The sequence below is a fragment of the Yersinia sp. LJYL362 genome (assembly GCF_048323875.1).
Window position 1 is genome coordinate 1 of sequence record NZ_JBLWEX010000307.1, and the last position, 21,995, is coordinate 21,995.

Here is a 21,995-nt window from a genome sequence, read left to right on the forward strand (position 1 = left end):
ACGATGGAACAAATGGAACACCTCGTGTTGCGGCAGAAACTCGGATGCTCAACGCAACGGGTTGCTATGTAATTCTACTTGCTGGTACGGCATTCAATGAAGGTCAGATAAATGCGCTGGAGCTGGCGACTCAAATAACATTGCTGACAACTCGAGTCACGACATTAGAGGCTAGAAAGCAACCACAATTCGCATATGTTTACCCAGGAGGAACTCAGGCATCACCGGGAAATATAACCCTGTCACAGCGCGTTGAAGTTACTAACCCATTCCCCGGTAGAAAAACCGATTGCCGTGTTGAAGTTCTATTTGGTGCATGGGGGGAAATGCGAGACGGTAGTAATATTGGTTCTGGTTCATCATCCTATGGGATAGCCGCTTCATATGTAGATGACAAGATTGTTGTGGTTTCTGCAAACCAACAGCTCGGTTCGTATAGCCCATTGACTTTAAATGGATTTTCAAATAATGCCAATGTCGCTACAACACTCCCATACAGAGTTGCTGTATGGACAATAGATTGAGGTAACTATGGTTATTTACGCGATACCCGGTGAATCTACCGAGAGTATTTCTTACATCGAACCTTTTGCTTTGCCAGATAGCTACGTCATCATGTCTGGTCCACGACCCGATCCTACTTACTACGCAAATGAAAATGGCGAATGGTTACCTGGCCCTGCGCCGCGCGTTCTGCAACAGATGATTATTGAAGCCACGCAAAAGCAAACAGCTATTTTATCTCACGCATCGGACATCATTGGTGCTATTACTGATGAGATTGAGGGGCTGGTGGATAGCGAAGAAGATGTTCCGGTAAAATTGCATGCTGATTTGAAAGCGTGGAAGCAATACCGTGTTGCAGTGAAAAACGTTGATGTTTCTCTTGCGGCGAATATTGAGTGGCCTGTTGTCCCCGAATAATAGAAGGTGAACCTGGCTTAACTAATAAGGTATGATCGAATCAGCACCTAACTGTGGGGGCTTCCATATAAAATGCGCGCTAGGAAGCTCTGTCTATTAGAGAACCCTATGAAAATTTTTCCTGTTGTGCTGGCCTTTCTTGCCGTGTCTCTGACCGGTTGCGACAACAAGCCAGAAGATAGAGTTGATGCTGAATGCTATTTCTCATCCACCAAATCAACCGCTATCCATTACATAGACGGTAGTGCTACTGAGTACGCTTCTGATTTTAATGGGAATAAAATGAGCGGGTGGGCTTGGGTACAAAGGGTAAACGATGCGGTATCAGATGCTACTTGTCATTTAGTGAAATAACCTTATTTCTTGAGGTGTTACCTAAAACGATTTGCAAATATATTCCTGCAAAAGATCGTTTTACCCAGGCATTGAGCTAATCATTGTGAAGAACTTAATTGCCCGGCTATTTCAATCGTATAGCCAGCGGCCAGCTTTGGCCGATTCGATAAGCATTCCTATCGTGAAATCCGGCACCTGAGGAATATCGCTTTTACGGAAAGGATTAATTAAGTCACTCAATGGAGGTTCTGGCGGATAGTATGTTGTGATAGAAAAATTCCCGCGCTCGACACTAAACCCAGAAAAAAAATCATCCATAAGTGCCTGAGCTTCATCATCTTCTAGATGCAGATCCGAATCCAGATCGGTTGCCGGTGTCAGCTCTTTTTTCTTAAAAAGGTAAATCCCATCATGGCTTCTTACCAGATTGTAAATTCGCTGCTCAAGAGTGTCACTTACCATATTTTGTCGTTCCCTCTGGCAATACGGTTGTAATCTCTCAGTGTACACCAAGTGATCTCTGAAACATCAGCAGCCAGAATTATCCATCCAACAACAGGAATGGCACGGCCAGTAAACGCGCTAATTTTTGCAACCATTTTGATTTTCAATGTTGATGGCGGATATCCACCTATTACGGAGGGTAGGCGTATCCCCCAAGGAAACTTAGCATTCCCAAATACTTTACGGGAGCTACGGGAAGCTAACGAAGTCCCCTCAATGGCATCTCGTGGTTTTGTACGTGTAGGTAACACGTTGAGTCCAGCCACAATGGACACGATCGCCCCAAAATCCTGAACACCTAGCTGATTAGCTGTATTTTCGCAGAAAATCACAAACAGCAACTGACTTGCAGTTAGGTTTGAACGACCAGCATAAAAATAAGTATTGTTGAGCTCTTCAACCGTATCCATAACTTTTCCTTGTTATTGCCCTATACATTCCCGTCTAAGCATATTGGAATTGGATGATTACTCCAAACAATTATGGCGAGCAAAATTCTGAAAATATAACAACATCAGATATTTCCCACATATATTGAAAAATATCCGCTACCTCGAAGCCAGGTCGTTATGCGCCTTAAATTAAATAAATACCCCATTGCTCTCTTATCAACAACGCGCTAAATTACCCAAAGATGCCAAGCCTCACTTTTTAGTGGGGCTTTTTTTATGCCTGTCGGAAATCACTCCCTATGTCAGCTATCGATATCACTACCATGCGTGGCGAAATGCCGCGGGCGGTGCCACATCTATTGCCAGAGCAAGCGGCGACCATTGCTAAAAACTGCCATTTTCGCCACGGCGTTATTACACCGGTTATGGCGGATATTGATGGTGGGAAAACATTTAAGTTGAAGCCAACCACTATTTTCCGTTACCGCGATGATTATTGGTTTGCCTGGACTGACTTGGTAGATGCAATCCGCAGCCCGGTGGCGCAGGATAAATATGAGCGGGTGTATTTCACTGATGGCAAATATCCCAAGGTCACCAGTAATGAAATAGCGACTCAAGGAGAGGGTAATTTTCCGGCAGTAAGTTTTCGGCTGGGCATTCCAGCTCCAGCTAATCCTATTGAAGTGACTGCGATTACGCCGCCGGCTGATCATGGTGATGATGATCCAACCGATGACGATACCCGTTTTTATGTTGAAACCTATGTCACGGGCTACGGGGAAGAAGGGCCACCGGGGCCAGTTTCGCAGGAAGTGACCATTGTGTACCCCGGCAGTAGCGTAGACCTCGCCCTGCAACCACCGGGCAGCCAGAATTCAAATATCACCCGCCGTCGTATTTATCGCTCTGCATCTGGCGGTGGGGTTGCTGATTATCTGCTATTGGTCGAGTTGGACGTTGGTGTGCTTGTGTATCAGGACACTTTGCTGGATAAAGAACTTGGTCCGGTGTTGGAAACCGAAAACTTCCTGATGCCGCCGGATGAAATGATTGGTTTGTGCCTGATGGCAAACGGTATAGCCGCCGGTTTTGCTGGTAACCAAGTCATGTTCTCTGAGGCGTTTCTCCCCTATGCCTGGCCGGAAAATTACAAGCAAAGTACCGAGCACGATATTGTGGCTGTTGCGCCTATTGGTGCCGGGCTGGTGGTGGGAACCAAAGGGCGGCCTTATCTGTTCAGTGGTATCACTCCGTCCAATATAACCAACGCCAAGTTACCGGTGATGCAAGCCTGTGTCAGCCGCCGCAGCATGGTGAGTATGGATAGCTTTGCGCTCTACGCGTCACCCAATGGGTTGGTATCGGTTGATAGTGCTGGCAATGCATTAGTTGCCACTGAGCAGATTATCGAGCCACGGCAATGGCGGAAAAACTTCAATCCTGAAAGTATCAAAGCATGGCAGGTGGAAGGCGAATATCTGGCGATTTACCAGACGGCAAAAGGAACCAGCGCCGGATTTATTTTCGATCCGCAAGCGATGGATATCCGCCACCTGACCACCGTTTTTGATACTGCTTTTAATGATCTGGAGTCGGATACGCTCTATACCATTAAAGGCGATAAATTAACCATCTCTCAAGTCAGCACCACGCCGTTGCCGATCACATGGCGCAGCAAACCATTTCTGGCCCCTCCCGGCACCTCATTTTCTTGCTTGCGCATCATGAGTGAGAGTGTAATTCGCGTGGGAGTTAATTTGATTGTCGATGGTGCGCCGGTGCTGTCGCTGCCGCCGGGCTCCTTAATGGATGGGCTTCTGAAGTTGCCGCCGATCACTGGCCGCAAATGGACGGTTGAGGTCTGGGGTTACGCGCAAGTTGACCGTATTACCCTGAGTACCTCAATGGCGGAGATGCCAGCATGACCAAAGGATTCCGTGCGGGTCGTGATGCTGCGGCACTCTCTGAAAATATTGAGGTGTTGACCGGGCAGCGCGGTGACGGTCGTAATCGTGCCGTCACTTATGCCGAGCTGGCTGATTTGGATTTAGCCAAGTTACGTGCAGGGGCGGGCGGTAAATTACAGCTCAAACCTCATCCCAATGATAATACTGGCCCAGCCCCCTCTTTTCCCACTCAACCACGAAGCTTTAAAGCCAACGGCGGTTTTGGCGCGGTACTGCTGGAATGGGAGATGCCGAATTACCGTGGGCATTCGCTGACGGAAATCTATCGCAGCACTGAAGATAACCTGGCTAATGCGGTGATGGTAGCCAGCTCGGCGGCGGCGGTTTATGGCGACCCGGTTGATCCGGGCTGGCAAGGCTATTACTGGATCCGCTTTATTAACTCCGCAGGAGTGGCGGGGCCATTTAATGCCAGTGAGGGAACTCCAGCCAAAACCGCTGCTGATATTGATGAAATTATTGACCTGATTAATAAGGAGATTAATGAATCGCCATTAATCGGTGAGCTCGCCAATAGCGTCAATGATCTTGACCAGAACGGCGGCCAGGCATTTCAGAAAATGTGGAGCACCAAAGTTGATGCCAGCGGGATCACCGCAGGTATCGGGATTGTCGCTGGCAGGGATACAGAGGGTAAACCTATTGCTCAGGTCGCCATATCGGCCAGTCAGTTTTTTGTCTTTGACCCCAACAATCCTACTGATACCGGCTCTCATGCTATTCCGTTTTCTATTTCTGACGGGCGAGTGGTCATTGATGAGGCGGCTATCCGTGAAGCCACCATCAAAATTCTGAATGCTCAAACCATTATCGCTGATGAAGTTAAAGCAGGAATCAGCATTTCAACGCCCACGCTCAATAGCGCCACGATAAATAACGGTAAGTTCACAGTTGATGCCGCCGGTAATCTGAAGATTGGCGACCTATTCAGTGTTTCAAATACGGGAAGAATTACCATCAGGCAAGGTGCAGGCAGTATTGGCCTGGTTATCACTAACGAGAGAATAGAGGTTTATGATGAGAAAGGTGCGCTTATGGTTCGTCTTGGCAAGCTTGATTAGTTTAACCGCGTGTATGTCCGTGGGTAAGAATCCCCCTCCTGATTTTAACTTTAACGGTATATGGCAGTGTCGCGCTACGGTTTAGAAGTATTCCGCCCGGATGGCACATCAGTGGTGATGGATAACAAAACTACGGTCACTAAAATAGTTGGCATGGGCAGTAAAGGTAATTCATTCGGAGAATGGAATACGGGGATTACTATTCCTTCTGGCTATGACTATTTTCTTTGGATGTCTTCTTATGCCTGGCTTGATTATACCGTTAGTGGTAGTCAGTGGGTACCTGGTGGATTCGCTTATAATCAGCCTTACTTGGATGCTAATCGTACACTGAAAGTAAACTCAGTTAATTACTATGGTGCTATTCCATCCTCATATTATGGTGTTTATATCTGGCCTGCTTCTGGATCGGTGGGCGGTTATGGTATCCAATTTATGGGGGTTAATAACTTCACCGGCATTAGCAATATCAGCCAATTCTCTTGCCTGTTATTTAAAGGAGAGGTGGATATCTATGACGGTTGGCTCCCCAGTTATATTAATCCGGCATTCGCAGCCGATCAGGTGATGTGTTATTTCTACACAACAGATGCCAGTAAAACCATTTGTATGTCGCCTGACCCCACTGACCGCCGATATCGCGTTTTTTATGTCAATGGCGGTGGCGGCGCGACCATTAGAGCCAAGGTCTGTATTTTTGGTAATGGTGCGTTAAATCGCAGTAAATATGGCTTGGAAATCTATTCGAAACAAAATGGCTCAGTGGTTTATAACTCGGGCTACGATATTTTGGCCCGCCCTAAATTGGTTCCTTTAACCGGTGCAGCATTAGGCTCAATGCGGAGTGTTGAGGGCATTGCCCGACCAATGTACGCGCCGTGCAATATTGGTGCGATGTACAGTTACCCGTGGCAGGTTTATGTCTGGGTGAACAGCAACGGCACGCAGATTGGCCCTGCTTGGGGATGGGCCAGAAATCAACCAGCGTCCCATGGCCCATTCACTTATTACGTTTCAAGTATTCCTATCATGGTGCTGGATGCTGCAAACTACTTTCACTTCTAAACTGGCCCGAATAGCCAGCGATGCCGGTGATCCGGAACTCCTCATTCATGTCCAAGACGCCTGCCGTAACAAGCAGGCGTTTTGCTTTTCAGCGGACGATGCCGTGATAGTCCTGCGCCCGCGAATTAAAGAAGGCATTCCTTATGTGGTGGTTTGGCTGGGTATTAGTAGTGGGCCGCAAGGTTTGGTTAAGTACACGCCGGAGGTTCAGCAACTGACTCGGATGATAGGCGGGCGCTGGGCGGAGTTTTATACAGCACGAAAAGGGTTTATCCGAATTGCGCGGCGTCTCGGTTTTGAGCGTCTGGTGGACGAAGATGGACTGATGAAATTCAAAATACCGGTATGAGGTCATTATGGGAAAAGGTGGCGGTAGCACCGAGGTTAAAGAAACCTCTCAGGAACTGGCAGCGGCTGAAATTGCGAGTAAACAATGGACGCTGTACCAGAACGAACTTAAACCAATGGAAAATCTGTTTATTAGCAAAGTAGACAGTATGAATAACGAGTCGAAATACGACGATGCTGCTGGGACCGTCAACTTAGGTTATCAACAGGAGTTTGGTAAGGCACGCCAACAGGCGGCGACTGAATTGTCTGCGGGTGGTGTTGATCCGAGTAGCGGTAAATTCCAGGGAACACTACAAACGTTGCAAAGTGACCAGGTAGCAGGGCAAATCGACACCACCAACCGGGCGCAAACCTCACAACAAGATAAATATGTCGCCGGGTTGCATGATGTTGTCGCTATGGGTTCAGGGCAAAAAGCTGATGCACTGTCTGGTTATAGCAACATTGCCAGCCAGAGTTTAAGTAAAGCGACCAGCGATGCACAGAAGTCACTTAGCGACCGACAGGTAATAGGGCAATTAGTTGGTGCTGCTGGTGGTATAGCCGCTCGTAATTATGGAGTCAAGGATGTCAGCAGCAAATCGACTTATGGACTCAAAGACGTGAGTAGTAAATCCACTGGCATCTTTGGCGGCAGCTAATGACAGGAGGTAGTTATGGGACAAGCATCTGATACCTATGCCAATCTTATTCGTGATCAGTATAACGATTGGCTCACTCGTTTTTATCCAAAGCAAAAAGAGCTGATGGGTTTGGCTACCAGCGGCGAGCTAATGAACCAGCAGTTAACCCGCGTCAGTGACAGTTCTACCAATAGCTTACGTTCCGCGCAGTTGGGTACGCAAAATCAGTTGGCACGTTATGGCACCACTCAGACGGCAAACCCGAACGACAACAGTTTAGGTCTGCGCTCGGCACTGGCCACTGCCGGGGCGAAGAATGGTATTCGTGAGGCGGAGCAAGATCGACAGATGAACATTTTAACCGGTGGCAGTGCCAGCCTACGTGAACAAATGAGTATTGGTGGGGGGAGCAACTAATGGGATACGGATTAATTGATGCTGCCCGAGAGACACGGCAGCAGGCTATGCAAGGGTTGGGTGATGCTTCTAACCGCGAGATACAGCGCGAATCTGCCAATGAGCAGCTCAAATCCCAACAGAAACAGAGCCAAATGAGCATGATTGGCGTCGGGGCTGGTACTGGCATGGCGGTGGGTGCCACCTATGGTGCTGCGGGCGGGCCGATTGGTATGGGTATTGGTGCAGCAGTAGGTTTGCTGGCCAGTAGTTTCTTCTAAAGGATCATTATTATGGGCGTACAAGGTTTAGCAGACGGCTTCTTAGCGGGCTTCAATACGGCGGATCAGGCGATTAGTCGTAATCGTGAACTGGGTTTGCGGGATGCAGCACAACAGCAACAAGTGAAAGATTCGGATCGTAACTATGGCCTGGCGAAAGAGCAGGTGGATTGGCGCAAAGAGACAGATAACCGTGATCATCAATATAAATCACAGCGTGATAGCGTGGGTGATGAGCAGTGGAATAAAAACTACGGGTTAGCGCAGGCGAGTCAGCGCACGGCCAATGCCAGCTTGGGCATGCGGGCGCAGGAACTCAATATGCGTAAGAGCGAGTTTAACTTCCAGCGCTCTCAAGCTGAACGCCAGCAGCGCATGCAAGAAGAAATGCCGGTTGTTCAGGCGCTGTACAAGCAGATTGAAACCTCCGGTCAGGTTGACCCCCAATTGTATGGGCAAATTTCAAAAGATAATCCACTGCATCCATCTCGTTTCTTTGGTCAGGGGGCAATTGATAATGTGATGGAAATTAACCAGATTATGCCGAAGGTGCTTTCCGGGGAAATGAACTATAACGACCCGAAAGTATTAAAAACGATTAATACCGTACTGGCCCCCTATATTGAACGCAATATTGATGAGGTCGATCCCGAATCAGGCAAGAAAATTAAGAGTAAAGAACTGGCACATCTTGGTATCAGTGAAGATGGCAAGTTTGTTATTCCCGGTCTGAAAGTCACCTACAGCGATGGTTCGACCGCCAACAAACCTATGACTCAATTTGGTTCCGCGGATCTGAATGACAACCAGGTAGCGAAAATCCCTATCGATGAGTTTATGAATAAAGTCAGAGGTTACAGCCAGATGGTAGGGCAACTTAACCAGCCAGAACGAGCCAAGTTTATTGGCAGTATGGTTAACCCGCCAGATAAAGCTGCAATGCGTCAGGAAAGTGAGGGCTATCGCAAAGAGCTGTTGGATATCAGCAAGGATGAGGGTAAGCAGCTGGCCGCGCTAAATAAAGATGGCGCGATGATGGATGAGAAGCAACTGGCCGCCGCAAAGCAGGAAATTAAGGGCAACTCTGAGCAACGCCGCCAACAAGCTTCCGAGCTCTACGGCGTGGGTGGGGGCCGTAGTTCTCAGAATCAATCTCAGATTGACCCGGTTGAGTTGGAGGCATTTGCGGGTGAGTACCAAAAAGAGTTTGGTGAAGCGCCTGATTTGAATAGTGAGGAAGATCGGAGGGCATTTGCTGCCTGGCAGCAGAAGCAAAGGGGAGAGTTGGAGCAAAAGGCCGTAAATAGCACGGCCCCAAAAGCTCTCGAACCTGATGATAGCTTTACTGCGCAGCAGTTAAGGGAAGTTAGACGACTTTCTGCCGTTAGATGAATAACGTCGTTTATACAGCCTCTAAAAAGGAGACCTTTTTATACGTCTTAATTGGTTATTTAACTCATCAAGTTCCATTAATAACATTTCTTTTTGAACCGATAATAATGAATAAGCATCTGAATTTGCAAGTTGGTTTGGCTTTAGATTATTTATCAGGGTGTCTAGCGAGTTGTTCACTTGAGCTAGTTTTATTTTTGTATAAGTTAGTTTTGAGTTTATCTTACTTTCTTCAGATAGAAATTCATCTAACTCCCAACTTTTAAAATTTTGCGTTGCGTTATTTTTTTCTTTAATTATATCCCTTATTTTTTTATGATATTCATCTCCCAAGTTCATTTCCATACTGTCATGGCTAGAGCTTTTAATTGTCCCTTTAAGGGTGTCAATAAGTTCTTTATCCCATTTTAAATTTTTGTTTATGTAGTTAACTCTTTCGTTTATTGAGTCTTCCTTAGTTTCTCTAACTTCTTCGACGGTCTCAGGGCTAACAGCTTTTTGCAAAAGTGAAGATATTTCGGATAAGAATTTATCTGATTGATAAATATGAATATTTTTTCCGGTTTCTTTTGTGAATTCCTCTATTAACTCATACCTTGGACCAATTACTTTTCCTCTGGCGGACTCATACCAATCTTCTTTGGTATCATCTGTTATGAATATTATGTCTTCAGATTTATTTTTTGCATATTCAATTAACTGAAGCCATATGATTAAATCCCCATATGGGGCAATTTTCTGATGAGGTGATAGCTCTGTTGACTTTATTGTCTTACTTGCATCTTCGTATCCTGGTGGGATTTTGTTTTTATATCGCTCCTCTCCCTTTTTTATTATTTCATCCGAGGTGTCAGAAAAGTAATTCTCACTAACTTTTCCATCGAATATTTCTGATATTATATCTAATATTGTATCATTTGTAATTTGAGAGTCGTGGCTTTTGTTGTTAGATTCCAGTTCAATAATGACTTTTTCTAAAGCTGCACCAAACGTTTTAGAGGTATCTTCAGAAATAAAAGGATGACTTCGTTTATTATCAAAACTAAGTTTTATTTCCTGAAGTTTCTTTTTTGTTTCATCATATGCCTTACATTGGTCCGAAATGACTTTTGTTCTGTTATTGAAAAACTCAGTACCGACAAAGTAAGGTAGCAAAACACGATTCTTTATTTCATTTAGTACACTAATGAATTCGTTTCTTGTTGAGTCAGAATATCTGTAAAGGCTAAGCAATACGTTAGTATCAAAAGCAATAGTAGCGCTCGTAAGTAATTCCTTATAGAAATCATTACTTTTTTTCATTCTGCCAATGTAAGTGCTTCTCATCTCTTTACCTTTATCTATAGATATCTATCGATATAACCTGTGAGCGATATATTAATATAATTCATATTTATTGTTTTTTGTATCTATTGAATGAAGGTGTTCACTTTTATGTGATAACAAGCTAAATTACAGAAAGATGCCGAAGTGAGCTTTAAAAAGCCCTTCGGTTTTTTTATGCACGAAATCTAGCCCCGACAGGTCCGCCTGCCGGGGCTTTTCTATTCCAATTTCCCCAGCACAACGCATGTGCTTCAAACCATCGAACCTGATTAGAAATGAGCCTTTGAGGAGCCAGTACGGTTGGTACGCCTCGATGGGCTGGTTTCCTATGCGCCAAAGGTTCATTTCTAATAAAGGAGTACCCATGACTTACGATCCGCAGCAACAACGCCCAGAAGAACAAACCACTAACAACAATCGCGAGACGCTTAATATTCGACAACCCGGTGAGAATGCGAATACCGGTTTTGACTGGGGTGCCGTTAGGGCAGCGCGTGAAGCCGCTGGGCGGCAGTCAAAAGCGCCGCAGAGTAATGACCCTAGCATAGGTTTAAAGGATGTACTCCTTTCTGCGGCAGCAGCGCCTGCTGATATCATTAGCGGCAATGCTCAATTATTTAAGGCGGGTAATCAGCACTTAGATGGTAAGGCATCAGAATACCGAAGTGGTGAGAAGAAACCGCTGATTGATATTCCTGTCAGTCCTGAGATGCTGAAAGTGATGCAAGATAACAGCGGTAATCTGTTATCACGTGCGGGTAATGCAATGATTGGAGGGGTAGGTGATCTTGCTCAAAGTGCGTCGAAAGAAATCAAAAGCAACTATAGCGAGGGCGCTAAAGAGGCTGCTGCGATGAATTTTATAACCTTTGAGCGTGACAAAAATAAGAATGTTACTGGGATAAAAGCAGGGGCTGGCCTATTCGATAAAGATGCATGGATGATTAATGCCATCCCATCAATATCGCAAATGTTTTTAACGGCAAGTGGGGCAAAGCTAGGGGCTAACGCGGTTGAACGGATGGTTGAAAAGGGAACCTACAATTGGTTAATTAAGGTACTTCCTGAAGAGGCGGCAAGGGCCACAGCAAAAGAAACGGCTCAAATAGCAAAAAGGAGAGCTCAAGCCACCGGGTTTGTTGGGGTTTCGACGGGTACCGCTCAAGGTCAAGGCGGTATTGATATGCGCGAAGAGACTAATGCCATTCCCTTTGATCAATTACTCGAAAGCACAACTTTCCAAAAAGCGTTCGCCGATATTGATAGTGACCCTTCTAACTCCTCATTAACGGACACGCAGAAATTAACCTTGGCACGCAGCCAAGTTGCAGAACAGGCTGCCAATAGCGTGACTGGTGACCCTCGGATGCTGGCTATTAATATTGCGGCATCTACGCTAGGGGATCATACCTTGGCGAAGTTGCTCACGAAAAAGATGGCAACTAAAAGTGTTGTTTCTGGTGCAGCAACAGGAACTCTGGCCGAGGGCAGTACTGAGTTTGCTCAAGGTGCTTCCCAGCGCTATGTCCAGAATGAGCAATTAATTAATACCGCAGGTCAGAAAATTGACCCGATGAAAGATGTTTTTGAAACCGGTGCTAATAATGCCATGGTAGGGGCTGGCATTGGTATGGGCGCGGGGACTATCGGCGGGATCCGTGGCCGTAACTCGATAGTCGAACCTAAGTCAGAGACCCCGGCTGATACCGAGGGCGCGCCAGTATCGGAAAATATTGACCCAGCCACTCAGCCAGAAGTGACACCGCAAGCAGAAAGCTCGGTAACTCCTGAAGTGGCAGCACAGCAAAACTCAGTCAGTGAAAATGGTGTACCTAACTCCCAGATTGATGATTTTCGCGATACCCCAGCTTATTTACGTCAGGATCCTCGTGTACAAGGCTTTGCTGATGATAGCGACGTTCAGCGTTCACTGGCAGAGCCAGAAGCACAGCCGACCGCACAAGATCTTATTCAGCAGCAAATGGAATCAGGAGAGCAAGGTTTTACACCTGATGAGTTAGCGATACTTGAGCAAGCCGACCAGATTCGAGCACAAAGAACGCCACGCCTGCCAGCGCCCGGTAATATTCATCCGGGAGAAGGCTTCCCCATGCCGGGGCCAATTCAAGGTGATGAAACCCAAGCCGGTGCCGCGCCGCAATTTACTGCCGGAGAGCAGGCTCGTGGGCAAGTGTATTTGCCGAGAGAGCAGGCAGAGCAGCAAGGCGCGGTCAGAGAAACCCAGACCTACGATGGTCAAACGGATCCGCAGGCCATTACCGATAAAAATATCATCTTTGCCGAGGGGCCAGCCACTAACCCGGATGAGGTTCAATCTGGGCAAGCGCCACAATTTGACGGGGGGCAGCGTAAAGATGTGCGCCGCTTTACTGAGGCTATGGGGGAACAGTCTGAAACAGCGATTACCGATCAGCGTCAGCGTGCTGGTGGTGTCCCTATAGATGCACGTACCGAAGCTTATGCAAAAGGTGAAACTCTTGGCGAGTTGAGATTGCATCACGGCAAGCCATTCCCTAATGAGAAAGTGGCCAGACTCACTAAGTGGGCAAAAATGCCAGGTGCTGTTATTGAGCCAGAAAGTCCACAAGGTGAGTTGAGATTGCACCACGGTAAGCCATTCCCCAATGAGAAAGTAGCCAGATTCACGAAGTGGGCCAAGATACCGGGGGCGGTGATTGAACCCGTTGGTGATGGCTTTGGTGTGCGTCTGCCGCTGGAATCCACAACAGCTAACACGAAAACAGCGCCCTCCAATGAGGGCGTTGTGGCATCTGGTGAGCAGCCAGCCAAAAACAGTAACGTAAAAATTGATGATTTTGGTGAGGAACTTAAGGGGGCGGCGAAGCATAAATGGGGCCAGTTGGCCGAGTCACTGAAAGCCGACCATGATATCGAAGAAATTAAGAAACAGCCTCTTTCGAAACTCTTCCCACACCCTGATTACAGCAAAATGCATGAAAATGGCATTGAACCAGAGAAACTGGCATTACTTGCAGCATTGCGCTCGTTTATCCCGAACAAACCGGGATCCCCTTATAAGCTTAATCAGTGGGCTGAACAGGTTAAGGGGGTTCGTGATTTAGCGAGTTCTATTATCAATAGCCATGCGAGTGTTGATGATATAAAAACCATTTTTCGCAGTAAGTCCTCCTTACGATCTGCCGCAGATGCTATTGACTTAATCTCGCAGTTTAAGCCTGAGCAGATGGCCGAAGCGTCAAAATACTCAATTCGTTCCGGCCATTACACTTACTTTGATGGCAAGAGCTATCCCGGCGGGAAAACCCTATATGAGCTGGTTACCCCTGGAGGGATGAAAACTGATATTTCAGCGGGTTCAATGCCGGAGCTATTACCCAAAGCCAAGGAATTTATTGAGACCAAGATTAATAGTGATAAAGGAGATGACGCGCTTAAACAGGCTCAGTTAACGCCTAGACAGGCTAAGTTAGAGGTCTATACCCGACGGGCAGACAAGAGTGTGTTTATTGGCTACAAAGGGGCTATGGGCGTGTTACCGCTTAAAGCTGGCTTCAAAACACCTACCGAAGCACGCGCTTATCTGGCAGAGAATCGCGCTGAAATAGAAGCCAAACTGGATAAATTACGCAAAACATCGCGAGAAGAACAACGCAAATTAACCAACGAGCCCCGGATAGGAATTGAACGCCGTAATGGCAATGTGACGCCTGAACAATTTAGTGATGCATTTGGCTTCCGAGGTGTGCAGTTTGGTAACTATGTTGAGGGTGCACGCCGCCAAACTGAATTAAACGATGCTTATGACTCGTTGGTTGATATGGCCGAACTACTGAATGTACCGCCCAAAGCGCTGTCATTGAATGGCGAATTGGGTCTGGCATTTGGCGCGCGGGGTAAGGGCGGGGCCAAAGCTCATTATGAGCCTGTGCAAGTGGTTATCAATCTCACCAAGGGTAACGGTGCTGGATCGCTGGCACATGAGTGGTTCCATGCACTGGATAACTATTTTGGTACCTATGATGTCCATGGCGAGTCGTCCGGTAAGCGTTCATCTGAATTTATTACCGATCGTAAACGTCCGCGCTATGACTTTAGCAGCGGTAAAAGGCAAGAAATCACCCATCCCGTCAGACAAGAGGTATATGACGCCTTTAAGAGCGCAGTTATTAAAGTGACTAATAGTGGAATGAGGGAACGGGCGGCAATACTGGACAGTGGCCGCAGCAAAGCATATTGGACAACTAAACTGGAAATGTCAGCGCGAGCCTTTGAACGCTATCTGCTGGATAAAGCCGAGAGTAAAGGTATCACTAACGATTATCTGGTTAACCTGCGCAAAGCTGACGAACATGCAAACCCTGAAACTTATGCCTATCCAACAGAAGCTGAATTAAACGGCGGCGTACGTCAGGCATTTGATCACCTATTCCAAACCATCAAAACCAAGCCCACCGCTAAAGGTATCGCCTTCTATTCACGTAAAAGTACCGATATTGATAAAGGCAATGTGATTTCAGATACCGGCCACACCGCTGCGGGCGAAAAAACCACTCAGGGAATGCGCCAGGGGCGAGCGCAAATCATCGCGAATGCGTGGGTACGCAGGTTAAATGGCGCGGCCAAAATCAAAGTTAAGGTGGTGCAAACTCAGGCGGAGGCAGCGGCCATGATGCCGAGCGGGATCCCGAAAGAGTTCGGTACTGTTCATGCTATTTATCAGCCAGAACTCAGTCGGGTGATTGTGGTGGCGGATAATATTACGTCCGACAGCCAACTACGGGCGAAATTGCGTCATGAGGTCTTGGCGCACCACGGGCTGGCTTCCGTGATTGGTGATGTGGAATACGACCGTATCATGCGCGTATTACATCAAACTCGTGACAGCAAAAATAAAGAAATTCAGGATGTTTGGCGGGAAGTCGATAAATCCTATCGCAATGAGTCCCTTGAAATGCAGGCTAATGAATTCTTGGCCCATATGGCGGAGCGCTCAGAACTCACCAGTCTTGGGGCGATGTGGGATCGTTTTGTTTCTCTGCTGACAAATTCATTGAAGAAAATCGGCATCATGAATGAGAGTGATATCTCCCCAACCGAAATACGCAATATTCTGCGCACCGTCGCCGGGCGGTTTAAAAAGACAGCTATGTATGATGGCGAACAACCGGGAACGCGGGAGTTTGATAATACCTTCTCGCGCTCTGATGCCCTCTATTCCCGCACCGCTAACCCAGCAATGGATACTGAAACCAACCGCAAGATGGGCTTTAATATTGAGCCAACCCGACTGGATAAAGCTAAATCTTTCTACGCCACGGTGACCAGCAAAGATAAAACGGAACTGAAAGCCTGGCTAAAAGAGACCGGCCGTAAACTCAATACCAAAACCTTTGATGGCATGGCTCCGCTGAAGTATGCCGAAGATGCCGCCGGTATCAATGATGCCCGTAGTTCTGCCTACATTGGGGCGCGGATGGCCGCCGGAGCAGGTTCTGTTACCGCCGCCACCTTAGAGCATGGCTTACCGCGCTATAACAAAGCTGAGGGGATAGTTGAACGGCAATCCGGTACCGGCAAAGAGGATGCCCTGATGGGTATTCTCGACGGTCTGGGAAATCATCGCGAAAACTTCTTTAAATGGATCGCCGGCCATCGCTCAGAACGGCTGATGAAAGAGGGCAAAGAGAACAACTTCAATGCCGACGAAATTGCCTATATGAAAACCCTCAACCGGGGTAATGAAGCTTTATTCGACGGTCAGAAGAAAAAATATGACGCCTTTATTAAGTCGATTCTCGATCTGCAACAGGATATGGGATTGATTGACCCAGAAAGCCGCGCCCAGTGGGAGGATGCCTGGTACTTGCCCTATTACCGTGAGGCTGAAAATGGCGAGGTGAAGGGGCCGTGGACCAGCAAAGGCATTGCTAACCAGAGCAGTACCGTGCGCAAGTTAAAAGGCAGCGATTTGACCATTAAGGATCCTATCGAAAACCTGTTTAACTACGTGGCGAAATCGGTCGATGCTTCGATGAAAAACGAGGCGATGCGCCGCTCAGTGGTCAATCTTGCGGATACCGGCGTGCTGGAGGTAATTGAATCCCCGAATAAAATGGATTTTCAGCGTATCGGCAAAGATGTGGTGAAGGTGTTTATCGATGGGCAGGAAAAACTGGTTCAAGTTAATGATCCGGAACTGTATCGCGCCTTTACCATGATAGACCTAGAGCGCAGTAACTCTACCTTTATGAAAGCCGCCCGCCAGGCGAAAAAGGTGCTGACCGTCAGCACCACATCGATGCCTGACTTTATCATCCGTAACTTTATGCGCGACTCGATTCATTCATGGGCCATTAACAAAGATGGCTTTAAGCCGGTGACTGCCTCATGGGCTGGATTTAAAAAAGCACTGCGCACCGATGATAGCCTGGTGGATATGATGTTTGCCGGTGCGACTTTCGGCGGTGGCTATTCCAATGTCTATGATCCGGCATCGACGGCCAAAACGATACGCAGCGTGCTGCGGCGTAAAGGTTACAACGACAGCCAAATGCAAGAGTTTGAATCGTCCATTGTCCGCAACAGCAAAGAGGTGATGGGCAAGGTCGAGCAGGGGTTACATCAATACAAAAATCTCAGTGAAGCAGCAGAAAACGCTAACCGACTGGCCACTTATGAAGCCGCCATTAAATCGGGCAAAAGTAAGGCGCAGGCAGCTTTTGAATCACGCGACTTAATGGACTTCAGCATGATGGGGGCCAGCAATATCATGATAAACCTGAGTGATATGCTGCCATTTTTCAACGCCCGTATGCAGGGGCTGAGCAAATTAGGCCGAGCTATCAAAGAGAACCCGCGCGAAGTGCTGAAACGCGGCGGCATGATCACCGCAGCCTCGCTGGCACTGATGGCGCTGAATTGGGACGACAAACGCTATGAAGAGCTTCAGGACTGGGATAAAGACACCTATTGGCACGCATGGGTTGGTGATCAGCATATCCGTTTCCCAAAACCGTTCGAAATCGGCTTGATGTTTGGCACCTTACCGGAGCGATTTGTCCGCGCGCTGGGCGGTAAAGATAGTGCGGCTAAATTCGGCAAGCTGGTGGCGCATAACTTTATGGAAACCATGGCATTCAACCCAATCCCACAAGTCGCCATGCCGATTGCCGAGGCTTATGTTAACTATGATTTTTTCAAAGGCGGGCCAATTGAGAACATGGCCGACAGCAATTTGATGGCCGGAGCCCGTTATAATGACCAGACCAGTCTGCTAATGCGTGAAGTGGGTGAAGCGACCAATATGTCACCGAAGATGCTGGACCATATTGTGATGGGCTACACCGGCAGCTTAGGCAGCTATGTGATGGGCGCGACTAATTTACTGATGCGTAACCTGAAAGACTACGGCGAAACCCCGGCGATGCGCCTGGATGAGATGCCGGTGATTAAATCCTTCTTCCGTGGCTCCGATCCGGCCAAATCTACCCAATTCACCGAAGATTTTTACCGCATTATGACCGAAGCCAACCAGATAAACAGTACTATTAACAGCTTCCGTAAGCAGGGCCGTGGCGATAATGCCAATGAATTGATAGAGGAAAATAGAGGGAAATTATCGCAGCGTCAGGGGCTAACCGCGACACAGAAACAAGTGAAAGCACTGAATGCCCAGATTGAAATGATGCGGCGGGACCGGATACTAACGGCGGATCAAAAAAGAGAAAAAATTGACCGACTAATGGCAACCAGAAACAAACTGGTACAGCAGGCGGTGGAAAGGGTGAATCCGTATTTTAATAAGTGATTTAAAAGGGAGTTTGAAAGGACTCCCTGATTTATTAACTTTTGGGTAGGGTAATGTTGGCACAGTCATAGATGGTATGAATTGCCAGCTCAAGAGCAGTCCCACCAGAGTGTAATCAGATCTGACAGCAAGAGCGAACATTGCTAGTTACCAGCGTGGGGTAGGGGTAGGTCACACCATTGCTTAACGTTCCTAACTAGTATCTGATAATAAGTTATTTTATCGGTCTAAACCCACCCGGCAACTAAATATAATCATTCATTTCACAAAGGTTAGCTTGTTTCAGTATTTCCTTGCTCTTCTAGTTTTCTGCCTTCGTTACAAGCAACCAGACTCTCATTGCAAGCATCAAAATCCAGAAAATGTCCTGCCGCAAACTGAGAAGTAAGCAGTGTTATCAGCTCTAAGTAGTACTTGAAAACTCGAAAAGGTGTATTTATTACATTATGGATTAGTATTGCTAATCTTTGTTCGGTGGTTTCACCATGTAGTGTCACCATCGCAGAACGACAACAATAATTAAAAACGTACTCAGCATATCCATCATAACGTGGATTGTGCGTTTTACCGCCAGCTAAAATAGTTCCATCTAGGTAAGCTATTGCTGTTACGTTGCTCACAATTGCAGTTAAAAAGTTTAGTGGAGATCCAGTTGTATCAATAGTTTTTCCATATTTTTCCATGAACCTAAATACTAAGTATGTATCCGAGGTCTCTGATGAACAACTGAGTTCTAATATGTCACTATACAAAATTGGAACAGGTGTACCCGAAGATAAATTAAATTGAATACTTTTTTTTCTTTCCTTCAATGTCAAAGAGTTTAAAATCCTCATAACAACAGAATTCATGTTTGCTGCTGGACACCCTGAACGATATGCTAATTCGCACATCAAGTGATCAATACAAAGTAATGGGATACCATTAGCTACAGAAAGCTGAAAGGTTGAATAAACCGATGCATCAATCATATCTCTTACTTTAACTAATAGTTCTGGCGTATCTGCTGGCTTCAGAGCTTCGACCGTCGAGTGTTTCAGTAATGTTTGAAGTCCTTGGATTAAATCTAAAAAGTTTCTTCGAATATCTTTAGATGTAATTCTATAAAGCCCTTTATCAGATATCCCCATAGACATGTAGTCCTCTCGTAGGATATTTTCAACCCACTTTTCTAGAACTTTTTTAGTGTATTGACATACAACCAGTTTTATATTCAAATTAACTACAGTTGAAGAAAAACCCATTAGTGAAAAATAAACAGCCGTATATACGTCAATAATTACCTTGTCTGGCGATTCTTCTCCACGGTTGAACAGCCCCATATATTGAGTTGAGGTGTTTGACGATAAGTGTGTTATTGCCCCTCTTACAGGATCCGAAGGATCAGTAAAATTGCCTCTCATTACTAAGGGTACATCGGGGTTTTGCAATACCTCATCCCTTTTTTTCTCTTTTGAGGCGTAACGCCTTAAAATATTTTCAAAATAAGGGATGAACTCTTCTTCATTAGCAGGTAAAGAAAACTGCCTGAAAGCATCAGTGCCATCGTTACCTCTACTGCGAAGCTCCGCAGCTAGCCTAAATGTAGCAACATAAGGCGATAGGCGCTCAAGCATTGTAATGTCGCCAGACATGTCTCCTTCTCGCATATGCTCAAGAATTTGCCCTAATGGCGACTCTACATCCAACAAATACGGGTGACTGGCCTCAACGTCACGGGTAAGAATTCGAGTGAATTTTCCAAATCCATCTGAATATGTAACTCCATCACCACAATATATAGGCACATAAGGATTACGATTAACTTTTGGACGATTGACTAAGGAGTTTGTGTGAATCTGAGTCAAAGGTTTTGCAACTTTTGCTGGATTTTGGACAAACCAATCCACAAGTACTCTTTCTGCAAGATTTATATCTACATAAATCGCTATTTCATTGACTAATTCAACCTTTGAGTCATCATAAGTGGAGAAAATAGTCTCTGGAATCTCAAAAACAATTTCCTTGAGATCATCTGTACTCAACCCCTTGCTTCTAGATACATGTAACAATAGATGCCAGGTATGCGGATTGTTTGATGAAATATCAATTGCGGCTCTCGTCGATTTGATTGATAGCTCATATTCAGCTAATCGCTCGTATATTTGGGCTTCTCTTAAGTAAATTAGTTCTGTCTTTTCCTCTGGTTCTAAATGTTTAGTTTTAGATAGGAATAAGTCAAACTTCTCACTTGCAAATAGGGCATTCAGATAACATTCAAAAATCGGAGAGACCCAATTTTCATCAGATAAAAATGGGCTGAGATAATTAACCGCGTTCAAAGACAAACCCAACCCAATAAACTTATCGCATAACTTTAAAATTTTATAAGGGTTTATTCGAATATACTGTTTAGAGTCCCGCTCTAAAAAACTTTGTGCTCTTTCATCCAAAAATTGTAGTTCTCTCTTATCGTCAACTGAACATACTGACGCCTTAAGGTACAAGTCTAAGAAGGAATTAATATAATCATCACCAATATGGACTACCCCGCCCTTATCTACCCATTTGTTTACATCCCTAGTCTTTATCTGATTGTGCTCAAGAGCAAAGTCTAGATAGGCAAACTGTTCTAAATTCAAAGTATCAGATACTAATTCAAATTTAATCTTGGAAGCTTTCACTCCCGTAGATAGCTGTTCTATGAACTCGCCAGACATTAAGCTTATTTTCTTGATTTTATCAATATGTAATTTACTTAAGTTATAAAGGCGACTATCTATGAAACCGGTAAGGTTAAGCAGATTGGTTAAAATGGCGATATGTCTATTATCGTTCTTGTCACTTATGTCACTTAGTAATTGAACTATGAGTCTGTCCGCATTAGCTTTTTCTTGTTTACTAAGTGAAAAATAGTGATTGTGTTGGTTTCTAGTAACGAGTAAACAACTTTCAGTGTAGAGTAAAAGAACTCTTGAATTACTTGATGGAAAGTACTCATCCAGAAGCTGGGACAGTTCAAAAGCAAATGCAAAATCTTGAACTCTTATAGCCCCTCGAACTAATCCAGTTACCTCTTGTTCAGATAAGTCATAATCCGTTGAACTATAGTAGTTTTTAGATAATTCTTCTTTCGAGGCCAATCGCTCAAAGAATACCTCTTTGATGTAGAAACCATCAGTTTCTGAAGCTGAATACCTTTTTCTAGCTAATTCTTCAGAAGATCTCGATTCCAAATCAATTAAAATCGATGTAACAGCTTCCCAAACATCGCTTGGGAGGCTGTTGTGCTGTAGCAATCTTAGAAGATCATTTTTTGATGATGGTAGCGAACCTTTGACCAGTTCAAGTTTTATATTTAAAGCTTTCAATAACAAGTATACATCAGGCTCTAGTGAACTGATATTATTAAGCACATCTAGCTTTTCACTTGCTTTGGCTAAGTCTCTATAGCAAATATCACGCATGACATTGTCTATTACAGCTCGTAGATCCTTAGATTGAATACTACGAATTATGTATTCGTATTTGTGACCCGCAACATTGTCACCTGCGCCATTGTGTACTTGGTTTACCATCATCTTC

The 21,995-nt window shown here is 45.7% G+C and carries 16 protein-coding genes and 1 pseudogene; 12 read left to right on the forward strand and 5 right to left on the reverse strand.

Annotation, left to right across the window (positions count from 1 at the left end; genetic code table 11):
- From ACNSO8_RS23730 to ACNSO8_RS23740, 3 genes and pseudogenes are all read left to right on the forward strand, one after another.
- Window positions 1-524, forward strand: a pseudogene (locus ACNSO8_RS23730) (phage tail protein); the annotation flags it as partial.
- Window positions 525-531: 7 nt separating this feature from the next.
- A complete protein-coding gene (locus ACNSO8_RS23735; protein ID WP_418396103.1) occupies window positions 532-924 on the forward strand; it encodes a tail fiber assembly protein in 393 nt (130 codons plus the stop codon).
- A 108-nt stretch (window positions 925-1,032) separates the two neighbouring features.
- Complete coding sequence (locus ACNSO8_RS23740; protein WP_418396104.1) at window positions 1,033-1,278, forward strand: hypothetical protein; 246 nt, start codon at window positions 1,033-1,035, stop codon at window positions 1,276-1,278.
- Between the two features lie 111 nt (window positions 1,279-1,389).
- Here ACNSO8_RS23740 and ACNSO8_RS23745 read toward each other — a convergent pair whose 3' ends face one another.
- Together ACNSO8_RS23745 and ACNSO8_RS23750 are read right to left on the reverse strand one after the other, a co-directional pair.
- Window positions 1,390-1,722: a DUF1493 family protein gene (locus tag ACNSO8_RS23745; protein ID WP_418396105.1), complete on the reverse strand. Its 333-nt coding sequence runs from the start codon at window positions 1,720-1,722 to the stop codon at window positions 1,390-1,392.
- Window positions 1,716-2,174, reverse strand: a complete 459-nt coding sequence (locus tag ACNSO8_RS23750) for an STM2901 family protein (protein WP_418396106.1) — start codon at window positions 2,172-2,174, stop codon at window positions 1,716-1,718. Before ACNSO8_RS23750 ends, ACNSO8_RS23745 begins: the two co-directional genes overlap by 7 nt.
- A 281-nt stretch (window positions 2,175-2,455) precedes the next feature.
- Here ACNSO8_RS23750 and ACNSO8_RS23755 point away from each other — a divergent pair, with 281 nt between their 5' ends.
- Genes ACNSO8_RS23755 through ACNSO8_RS23790 form a run of 8 tightly spaced genes read left to right on the forward strand, consistent with a single transcriptional unit; the run spans window position 2,456 to window position 9,295 of the window.
- The gene (locus tag ACNSO8_RS23755) at window positions 2,456-4,084 is read left to right on the forward strand and encodes a hypothetical protein (RefSeq protein ID WP_418396107.1); all 1,629 of its coding nucleotides are present in this window, start codon (window positions 2,456-2,458) and stop codon (window positions 4,082-4,084) included.
- Window positions 4,081-5,187 carry a phage tail tip fiber protein gene (locus tag ACNSO8_RS23760; protein WP_418396108.1) on the forward strand — a complete coding sequence of 369 codons (1,107 nt, stop codon included), beginning with the start codon at window positions 4,081-4,083 and terminating at the stop codon, window positions 5,185-5,187. Before ACNSO8_RS23755 ends, ACNSO8_RS23760 begins: the two co-directional genes overlap by 4 nt.
- A 60-nt stretch (window positions 5,188-5,247) precedes the next feature.
- A complete protein-coding gene (locus tag ACNSO8_RS23765; RefSeq protein WP_418396109.1) occupies window positions 5,248-6,252 on the forward strand; it encodes a hypothetical protein in 1,005 nt (334 codons plus the stop codon).
- Window positions 6,227-6,601, forward strand: coding sequence for a hypothetical protein (locus ACNSO8_RS23770; protein WP_418396110.1), 375 nt, complete (start codon window positions 6,227-6,229; stop codon window positions 6,599-6,601). The genes ACNSO8_RS23765 and ACNSO8_RS23770 overlap by 26 nt, the downstream gene beginning before the upstream one ends.
- Window positions 6,602-6,608: 7 nt before the next feature.
- The gene (locus ACNSO8_RS23775; RefSeq protein WP_418396111.1) at window positions 6,609-7,244 is read left to right on the forward strand and encodes a hypothetical protein; all 636 of its coding nucleotides are present in this window, start codon (window positions 6,609-6,611) and stop codon (window positions 7,242-7,244) included.
- A gap of 15 nt (window positions 7,245-7,259) precedes the next feature.
- Window positions 7,260-7,643, forward strand: a complete 384-nt coding sequence (locus ACNSO8_RS23780) for a hypothetical protein (RefSeq protein ID WP_411925002.1) — start codon at window positions 7,260-7,262, stop codon at window positions 7,641-7,643.
- A complete protein-coding gene (locus tag ACNSO8_RS23785; RefSeq protein WP_411937315.1) occupies window positions 7,643-7,903 on the forward strand; it encodes a bacteriocin in 261 nt (86 codons plus the stop codon). The genes ACNSO8_RS23780 and ACNSO8_RS23785 overlap by 1 nt, the downstream gene beginning before the upstream one ends.
- A 12-nt stretch (window positions 7,904-7,915) precedes the next feature.
- Window positions 7,916-9,295, forward strand: coding sequence for a hypothetical protein (locus ACNSO8_RS23790; RefSeq protein WP_418396112.1), 1,380 nt, complete (start codon window positions 7,916-7,918; stop codon window positions 9,293-9,295).
- 21 nt (window positions 9,296-9,316) lie between these two features.
- Here ACNSO8_RS23790 and ACNSO8_RS23795 read toward each other — a convergent pair whose 3' ends face one another.
- Together ACNSO8_RS23795 and ACNSO8_RS23800 are read right to left on the reverse strand one after the other, a co-directional pair.
- A complete protein-coding gene (locus tag ACNSO8_RS23795; RefSeq protein WP_418396113.1) occupies window positions 9,317-10,621 on the reverse strand; it encodes a PIN domain-containing protein in 1,305 nt (434 codons plus the stop codon).
- A gap of 126 nt (window positions 10,622-10,747) precedes the next feature.
- Window positions 10,748-10,987, reverse strand: coding sequence for a hypothetical protein (locus ACNSO8_RS23800; RefSeq protein ID WP_418396114.1), 240 nt, complete (start codon window positions 10,985-10,987; stop codon window positions 10,748-10,750).
- On the opposite strand from ACNSO8_RS23800, the gene ACNSO8_RS23805 reads away from it, so the two are divergent.
- Window positions 10,986-18,431 (forward strand): LPD38 domain-containing protein, encoded by a 7,446-nt coding sequence (locus ACNSO8_RS23805; RefSeq protein ID WP_418396115.1) that lies wholly within the window; start codon window positions 10,986-10,988, stop codon window positions 18,429-18,431. The genes ACNSO8_RS23800 and ACNSO8_RS23805 overlap by 2 nt on opposite strands.
- A gap of 272 nt (window positions 18,432-18,703) precedes the next feature.
- On the opposite strand, the gene ACNSO8_RS23810 is transcribed toward ACNSO8_RS23805, so the two are convergent.
- Window positions 18,704-21,991 carry a PIN domain-containing protein gene (locus ACNSO8_RS23810; protein WP_418396116.1) on the reverse strand — a complete coding sequence of 1,096 codons (3,288 nt, stop codon included), beginning with the start codon at window positions 21,989-21,991 and terminating at the stop codon, window positions 18,704-18,706.
- Between the last annotated feature and the right edge of the window lie 4 nt (window positions 21,992-21,995).

Coding starts and splice junctions, on each gene's coding strand:
- ACNSO8_RS23735 (WP_418396103.1), top strand. CDS start 532: ATGGTTATTTACGCGATACCCGGTGAATCTACCGAGAGTATTTCTTAC.
- ACNSO8_RS23740 (WP_418396104.1), top strand. CDS start 1,033: ATGAAAATTTTTCCTGTTGTGCTGGCCTTTCTTGCCGTGTCTCTGACC.
- ACNSO8_RS23745 (WP_418396105.1), bottom strand. CDS start 1,722: ATGGTAAGTGACACTCTTGAGCAGCGAATTTACAATCTGGTAAGAAGC.
- ACNSO8_RS23750 (WP_418396106.1), bottom strand. CDS start 2,174: ATGGATACGGTTGAAGAGCTCAACAATACTTATTTTTATGCTGGTCGT.
- ACNSO8_RS23755 (WP_418396107.1), top strand. CDS start 2,456: ATGTCAGCTATCGATATCACTACCATGCGTGGCGAAATGCCGCGGGCG.
- ACNSO8_RS23760 (WP_418396108.1), top strand. CDS start 4,081: ATGACCAAAGGATTCCGTGCGGGTCGTGATGCTGCGGCACTCTCTGAA.
- ACNSO8_RS23765 (WP_418396109.1), top strand. CDS start 5,248: ATGGCAGTGTCGCGCTACGGTTTAGAAGTATTCCGCCCGGATGGCACA.
- ACNSO8_RS23770 (WP_418396110.1), top strand. CDS start 6,227: ATGCTGCAAACTACTTTCACTTCTAAACTGGCCCGAATAGCCAGCGAT.
- ACNSO8_RS23775 (WP_418396111.1), top strand. CDS start 6,609: ATGGGAAAAGGTGGCGGTAGCACCGAGGTTAAAGAAACCTCTCAGGAA.
- ACNSO8_RS23780 (WP_411925002.1), top strand. CDS start 7,260: ATGGGACAAGCATCTGATACCTATGCCAATCTTATTCGTGATCAGTAT.
- ACNSO8_RS23785 (WP_411937315.1), top strand. CDS start 7,643: ATGGGATACGGATTAATTGATGCTGCCCGAGAGACACGGCAGCAGGCT.
- ACNSO8_RS23790 (WP_418396112.1), top strand. CDS start 7,916: ATGGGCGTACAAGGTTTAGCAGACGGCTTCTTAGCGGGCTTCAATACG.
- ACNSO8_RS23795 (WP_418396113.1), bottom strand. CDS start 10,621: ATGAGAAGCACTTACATTGGCAGAATGAAAAAAAGTAATGATTTCTAT.
- ACNSO8_RS23805 (WP_418396115.1), top strand. CDS start 10,986: ATGACTTACGATCCGCAGCAACAACGCCCAGAAGAACAAACCACTAAC.
- ACNSO8_RS23800 (WP_418396114.1), bottom strand. CDS start 10,987: ATGGGTACTCCTTTATTAGAAATGAACCTTTGGCGCATAGGAAACCAG.
- ACNSO8_RS23810 (WP_418396116.1), bottom strand. CDS start 21,991: ATGATGGTAAACCAAGTACACAATGGCGCAGGTGACAATGTTGCGGGT.